General features: G+C 68.3%; 8 protein-coding genes. 3 read left to right on the forward strand and 5 right to left on the reverse strand.

All coding sequences use genetic code 11. The features are described 5' to 3' along the window. From AB7O82_RS34705 to AB7O82_RS34720, 4 genes are all read right to left on the reverse strand, one after another. Positions 1–296, reverse strand: a 296-nt coding sequence (locus AB7O82_RS34705) for a hypothetical protein (protein ID WP_428621498.1), incomplete at its 3' end; no start/stop codon positions are given. A 34-nt stretch (positions 297–330) separates the two neighbouring features. Then, the gene (locus AB7O82_RS34710) at positions 331–1,155 is read right to left on the reverse strand and encodes an SDR family NAD(P)-dependent oxidoreductase (RefSeq protein WP_428621499.1); all 825 of its coding nucleotides are present in this window, start codon (positions 1,153–1,155) and stop codon (positions 331–333) included. Between the two features lie 100 nt (positions 1,156–1,255). Next, positions 1,256–1,663, reverse strand: a complete 408-nt coding sequence (locus tag AB7O82_RS34715; protein ID WP_428621500.1) for a PIN domain-containing protein — start codon at positions 1,661–1,663, stop codon at positions 1,256–1,258. Between the two features lie 5 nt (positions 1,664–1,668). Beyond that, a complete protein-coding gene (locus AB7O82_RS34720; protein WP_428552879.1) occupies positions 1,669–1,956 on the reverse strand; it encodes an AbrB/MazE/SpoVT family DNA-binding domain-containing protein in 288 nt (95 codons plus the stop codon). A gap of 50 nt (positions 1,957–2,006) precedes the next feature. Between AB7O82_RS34720 and AB7O82_RS34725 the strand changes: the two genes are divergently transcribed. Then, positions 2,007–2,390, forward strand: a complete 384-nt coding sequence (locus AB7O82_RS34725) for a hypothetical protein (protein WP_428552881.1) — start codon at positions 2,007–2,009, stop codon at positions 2,388–2,390. Here AB7O82_RS34725 and AB7O82_RS34730 read toward each other — a convergent pair. Further along, positions 2,385–3,833, reverse strand: a complete 1,449-nt coding sequence (locus AB7O82_RS34730; RefSeq protein ID WP_428621501.1) for an amidase — start codon at positions 3,831–3,833, stop codon at positions 2,385–2,387. The genes AB7O82_RS34725 and AB7O82_RS34730 overlap by 6 nt on opposite strands. A 231-nt stretch (positions 3,834–4,064) precedes the next feature. Here AB7O82_RS34730 and AB7O82_RS34735 point away from each other — a divergent pair, with 231 nt between their 5' ends. Together AB7O82_RS34735 and AB7O82_RS34740 are read left to right on the forward strand one after the other, a co-directional pair. Further along, positions 4,065–5,270, forward strand: a complete 1,206-nt coding sequence (locus AB7O82_RS34735; protein WP_428552886.1) for a CaiB/BaiF CoA transferase family protein — start codon at positions 4,065–4,067, stop codon at positions 5,268–5,270. An 11-nt stretch (positions 5,271–5,281) separates the two neighbouring features. Beyond that, a partial coding sequence (locus AB7O82_RS34740; RefSeq protein WP_428621503.1) for a Bug family tripartite tricarboxylate transporter substrate binding protein occupies positions 5,282–6,055 on the forward strand: 774 nt, incomplete at its 3' end.

The raw sequence follows: 6,055 nt of genomic DNA on the forward strand, positions 1-6,055 counted from the left end.
CGCTTCTCCACCACGGGATCGCACAGCGCCGTGAGCGACAGCGGCACCAGATCGATACCGGCCGTCAGCAGGTCGGGGCCGATCTCGGCCAGCACGGGAGCCAGGGCGCATTCGAGGGCGACGGCCGGACGGCGGGCGATGAACTCGGCGGCGGACGTGCACACCGCGGCACGATCGACGAGCGAGGCCGCCATGTCTGCCTGCGATGGCCGGACCAGCACCGCCACCGCGCCGGGCAGGCGGACGGCGACGCGCCGTCCGATCCAGCCCAGCCCGATGATGCCGAAGCTGGTCACGCCGAAACGACCCAGACGTAGAACACGAACGCGTTCATCGCCTGCCCTTCGCCCTGGCCGCGGTCTTGCCCTTCGCCTTGCCGGACGGCGTCGCGGCGACGCCCGGCACGTTCCTCAGGATCGAGCGCGTCAGCCCGCCGTCGACCACGATCGCCTGGCCGGTGATATAGCTCGCCTGCGGTCCCAGCAGGAAGGCGATGGTCTCGGCGATGTCCTGGGGCGTGGCGATGCGGCCGAGCGGCACCAGGCTGGCGCGACCACGCGCCAGCGACCTCTGGCTGTAGATGGCGTCGGTCATCGAGGTGTGCACGAAGCCCGGGCATACGCTGTTGGCGCGGATGCCATCTCCCGCCCATTCCATGGCCATCATCTCGGTCAGCATGATCAGCGCCGCCTTGGCCGGACTGTAGGCGCCGGTCGGCAGCTGCGGCATCACGCCGGCCATCGAGGCCAGCATGACGATCGCGCCCCTCGAGGCCTTGAGATGCGGATGGGCCGCCTTGGCCAGCAGCCAGTTGGCGCGCAGGTCGACGTCGAACACGCGGTTCCAGGTCGCGAGGTCGAGATCGACCAGCCGGGACGGTGCGGTGATTCCGGCATTGCCGACGATCGCATCGATGCCGCCCATCGCCTTCACCGCCGCCGCGATCACCTGCGCCGGCGCGGCGGGCCGCGCCATGTCGGCCTTGAGCGTGCGCACCTTGGCGCCGGCGCCGCGCAGCTCCCCGGCCAGCGCCTCGAGCTCGTCCAGATAGGCGACGTCGCACAGAGTGAGCGCGCTCGCGCCTTCCGCCACCAGCTTCACCGCCGTCGCCCGGCCGATGCCGCGACTCGCGCCGGTTATCACGACCCGCATCATGTCCTCCCCATCGGACTGCTGCCGCTCGCATCATCGAAGGCGGCGGGTTGCGGTAATGGTGGCACGGCTTGCGGGCCGGGGTCGACATCGCCGTCGGCGATCAACCTTCCGTGCGGAACGGATTGGCGATGCTCAGACGACCGTCGATCACCATCCCATCCTGCATGTCCTCCGACCATAACCTCTCGCTATCGGCCTGAAGAGCCGACGCAATGATCAAACAATCGAACATCCGGTACCCGTACCGCTCGGCGATGCGCAACGCATCTTCATGGACGTCGAGATCAATCGGCATGACGTTCGAGCAGAGTCGCCTGATCGCCTGGAGGGACCGGCGCACATCCGGCCAATCCATTGTCAGCTTGCGTCGCGCGACATTGGCAAACTCGTTTAGGCATTGCACGCTGATGACAGGGCGCCCCTCCAGGATAGCCAACGCTCTGTCCGTGCGCGGGTCGGTCGTGAACGCATAGACCATGACGTTGGCGTCCACGAACTCGACTGACATCGCACCTAGCGCTCGTTGGCCTCGTCGCGATCAAACTTCCAGCCGGGAGGAAGCGGCTTGCGCAAAGACTTGATCGTCTCGATGGCGCGCTCAAGGCTGCGGTCCCGAGCGACGTCGAATTCACGTTCGCCGGCGACACGGATGTCGATCTCGTCTCCTTCCTTGAGCTTCAGCGCTTCGACGATGACCGAAGGAAGCCGAATGGCGAGACTGTTGCCCCATTTGCAGACCTGCATGATCGGTCCCTCGCAAAGATATACGGGGAAGGTGTATATCTCACCGACTGTCGTCAAGTCACCGACAGCGTGGCACTCTTCAACAAATGGCTGCGAAGCGCCCCCATGTGCCCAGTGCCGTCGTCATCCGCCTGCGGTCGATTGCACGCAGGTTCCCCGAGACGCGCGAGGAGACCGCCTGGGTCGGCGTGCGCTGGCGGGTCGGCAAGAACACGTTCGCCCATGTCCTGATGATTGACGCCGGCTGGCCGCCGGCCTACGTCAAGGCGGCCGGCACCGACGGCCCGGCCTGCGTGCTGACGTTCCGCTCGCGCCTGAACGAGGTCGATGCCGACGCCTTCCGTCGGGATCCGTTCTTCAAGCCGGTGTGGTTTCCCGACATTGCCGGCATGTTCCTGCGCGACGACACCGACTGGAAGGATGTCGCGAGACTTGTCGAGGCGAGCTATCGCCTGATGGCGCCCAGGCGTCTTACGCGCATCCGCTCATGAGCTCGGCGGCACGGTGCCGGGCCTGGGATCGATCGGCAGCAGGCGTTCGAGCCCGAGCAGCTGCTCGTACAGCGCAGCCGCCTGCAGCAGCGCCGCCTCGCCGCGCGGCCTGCCGACCAGCTGCAGGCCGACCGGACGGCCGTGCCGGTCAAAGCCGCAGGGCACGGCGATTGCCGGGCAGCTGGTCAGCGTGATCACCGAATTGACCGTCGAGCCGGCCATGTAGTTCTCCGGCTTCTTGCCTGCGATGGTCTCGGGATGGCGCAGCATCACGTCGAACGCCGCCGTGGGCGAGCCCGGCGTCACCAGGAGGTCGTAGGTCTGGAAGAACGCCACGACGCGGCGGTAGAAGGCGGCGCGCTCGCGCTCGGCCCAGGCAACGGCGGAGGGCGATTGCTGCAGGCCGCGCTCGGTGTTCCAGATGATGTCGGGCTTGATCTTGTCGCGATGCGCCGCGAGCTGCAGCTCGCGGTCGACGACGAAGGCCTGGCTGCGCAGGTTTAGGAAGGCCTCGTCGATGGCGCCGATGTCGGGCGAGGCATCCTCGACGATGCAGCCCAGCTCCTCGAAGCGCCGCGCCATCCTGGTGCAGATCTCGCGGATGTCGTGGTCGATCGCCATGCGGCCGTTGTAGTCGGCGGTGAAGGCGACGTGGCGCGGCGCCGTCGGTCGGGCGACCGCGGCGCTGAACGACACCGCGGGCGCATCGAACGTCATCGGATCGTGCAGGCAGTGGCCGGCCATGGCATCGAGCGCGAGGGCGAGGTCGGCCACCGTGCGTGCCATCGGGCCCTGTACGGACAGCGACGACCAGAGATTGTTCACGGTGCCGCGCGTCACCCGGCCGGGCGACGGCCGCAGGCCGACCACCGAGCAGTAGGTGCCGGGGCGGCGCAGCGAGCCGCCGTGATCGGTGCCCTGCGCCAGGAAGACCTCGCCGGTCGCCAGCGATACCGCGCCTCCGCCGGTGGAGCCGCCGCAGGTCAGCGACGTGTTCCACGGGTTGCGCGTGCGCCCGAACACCTCGTTGAAGGTGCTGCCGCCGGCGCCGAACTCGGGCGTGTTCGACTTGCCCATGACGATGCCGCCCATGCGCTCGATGCGCTCGACCACCGGATGCGATCTCGCCGGCACGTGGTCGGCAAACAGCGGCGAGCCGTAGGTGGTCCGCACGCCGGCAACGTCGGTAAGGTCCTTGATCGACACCGGCAGGCCGCCGAGCCATCCGGCCTCCCCCGCCGCCTCGCGCCCCTCGCCCGCCATGAGGCGCTTGGCGTGATCGCGGGCGCGGTCGAGGCAGAGCGTCGGCAGTGCATTCACCGCCGGCTCGACGGCGGTGATGCGCGCCGCCGAGGCCTCGACCAGCTCGAGTGGCGAGACCTCCTTCTTCTTGAGGAGAGACACCGCCTCGACCGCCGTCAGCTGCCACAACTCGCCGCTCATGCCAGGACTCCTCCAAAATGACTGCCCCCTTATATCGCGACTCATCGTCTTCCGGACCGCGAGCGTCTCGCTCGCTCATGAGCTTGAGCGAGCGAGATGCTCGCGGTCCGGAAGAGCATGACAATTCATTTGGATAATCCCAGCCATCCATTTCTGGCATTTCTAGTTTCGCTGTCTTGATCATTCTGCATGCATGGCAAAGTCCCTAGAGTGAACCTGCGAGGAAGCACCATGACCGAAGCGCCAGCCGGCCCGCTGCACGGGCTCAGGATCGTCGACATCTCCACCGTCGTCGCGGGACCGTTCGCGGCCGGGCTGCTGGGGGACTATGGAGCCGAGGTGGTCAAGGTCGAGATGCCGGGCGCCGGCGACAGCCTGCGCGCCCTGGCGCCGCACAAGGACGGCACGCCGCTGTGGTGGAAGGTCACCAACCGCAACAAGAAGGGCGTCACGCTCGATCTGCGCCAGGCGGAAGGCCGCGCACTGTTCGGCCGGCTGATCGCCGGCGCCGACGTGCTGGTCGAGAATTTCCGTCCCGGCACGCTCGACCGCTGGGGCATCACCCGCGCCTGGCTGCAAGGGATCAGCCCGCGCCTCACCATCCTGCGCGTGTCGGGTTTCGGCCAGGACGGCCCGTACCGCGACCGGCCGGGCTTCGCCCGCATCTTCGAGGCGATGAGCGGCTTCACCCAGATCTGCGGCGAGGAGGATGGCCGGCCGCTGCATCTCGGCTATCCGATCTCCGACGCCATCGCCGGACTGTTCGGCGCGCTGGGTGTCCTCGCCGCCCTGCACGATCTCGCCCGCCATCCCGAGCGGCGCGGCCAGGAGATTGACTGCTCGGCGACCGAGGCGATGCTGCGCACCCTGGAATTCCTCGCCATCGAGTACGACCAGCTGGGCGTCGTGCGCACGCGCTCGGGCAATCGCAGCCAGTACGCCGCGCCCGGCAACGTCTACCGCACGCGCGACGACAAATGGGCCTCGATCGCCGCCTCGACGCAGAGCATCTTCGCGCGCCTGTGCCGCGCGCTTGCCCTCGAAGCGCTGCTCGAGGACGAGCGTTTCGCCACCAACCCGGCGCGGGTGAGGAACTTCCGTGCGCTCGACGACATCATCGGCGCCGCCATCGCCCGGCTCTCCCTCGAGGAACTGCGCCGGACCTTCGCCGAGCACGACGTCGGCTTCTCGCCGATCTACGACATTGCCGACGTGTTCGACGATCCGCAGGTCGCGGTGCGCGAGGCCATCGTGCGCGTGCCCGATGCCGAGCTCGGCTCAGTGCGCATGCAGGGCGTCGTGCCGCGCTTTTCCGAGACGCCGGGCCGCGTGCGCCATGCCGGTCCGACGATCGGCCAGCACAATGACGAAGTTTACGGCGCCCTTGGCCTCTCGGCGGCGGAGATCGCCGGGCTCAGGGCGCGCAAGGTGATCTGACGGGAGGATTCATGCTGAGACGGACATTCGGAGCGCTGTCGCTGTCAGCCCTGTGCGCGCCGGCGACGGTGCAGGCGCAGGGCGGCAAGGTCGCCAGGATCGTGGTCGGCTTTCCCGCCGGCCAGGGCATCGACCTGGTCTCACGCATCGTCGCCGAGGCCCTGAAGGACGAGCTGGGCGAGACGGTAATCGTCGAGAACAAGCCCGGCCAGGGCGGCAGCATCGCGCTCGGCCAGGTGGCGCGGGCGGCCCCCGACGGTGCGACCATCCTGATCTCCGCCATGGCCGCCCTGGTGATGGCGCCGCATCTCTACAGGAACGTTACCTACGACTCGCTCAAGAGCTTCGCGCCGGTCGGCCGGGTCGGCGACCTGCCGCTGGTGCTGGTGGTCAACCCGTCGCTGCCGGCGAAGACGCTGCCCGAGCTGATTGCCTACGCCAAGGCCAACTCCGACAAGCTCACTCACTCCTCCTCCGGCAACAGCACGGTGAGCCACATCGCCATGGAGGAGCTGAAGCGCGCGACCGGCATGAAGACCGTGCACGTACCCTACCAGGGCAGCGCGCCGGCGATGAACGACCTGATCGCCGGCACGGTGCAGGTGGCGCTCGATACCGTGGCGGTGACGCGGCCGCACATCGAGGCCGGTCGCCTGCGCCTGATCGCGGTCGGCAGCCTGGAGCGGCTGGCCTTTTTCCCCGACACGCCGACCATCGCCGAGCAGGGCCTTCCCGGCTTCGAGGCCAACGCCTGGCTCGGCATGCTGCTGCCCGCCGGCACGCCC

Origin of the sequence: Reyranella sp., from assembly GCF_050185545.1 — a bacterium.
Classification (GTDB): Bacteria; Pseudomonadota; Alphaproteobacteria; order Reyranellales; family Reyranellaceae; genus Reyranella.

Bases quoted from the DNA above. Each gene is read 5' to 3' on its own strand.
- AB7O82_RS34710 (WP_428621499.1), bottom strand. From the start codon at position 1,155: ATGATGCGGGTCGTGATAACCGGCGCGAGTCGCGGCATCGGCCGGGCG.
- AB7O82_RS34715 (WP_428621500.1), bottom strand. From the start codon at position 1,663: ATGTCAGTCGAGTTCGTGGACGCCAACGTCATGGTCTATGCGTTCACG.
- AB7O82_RS34730 (WP_428621501.1), bottom strand. From the start codon at position 3,833: ATGAGCGGCGAGTTGTGGCAGCTGACGGCGGTCGAGGCGGTGTCTCTC.
- AB7O82_RS34735 (WP_428552886.1), top strand. From the start codon at position 4,065: ATGACCGAAGCGCCAGCCGGCCCGCTGCACGGGCTCAGGATCGTCGAC.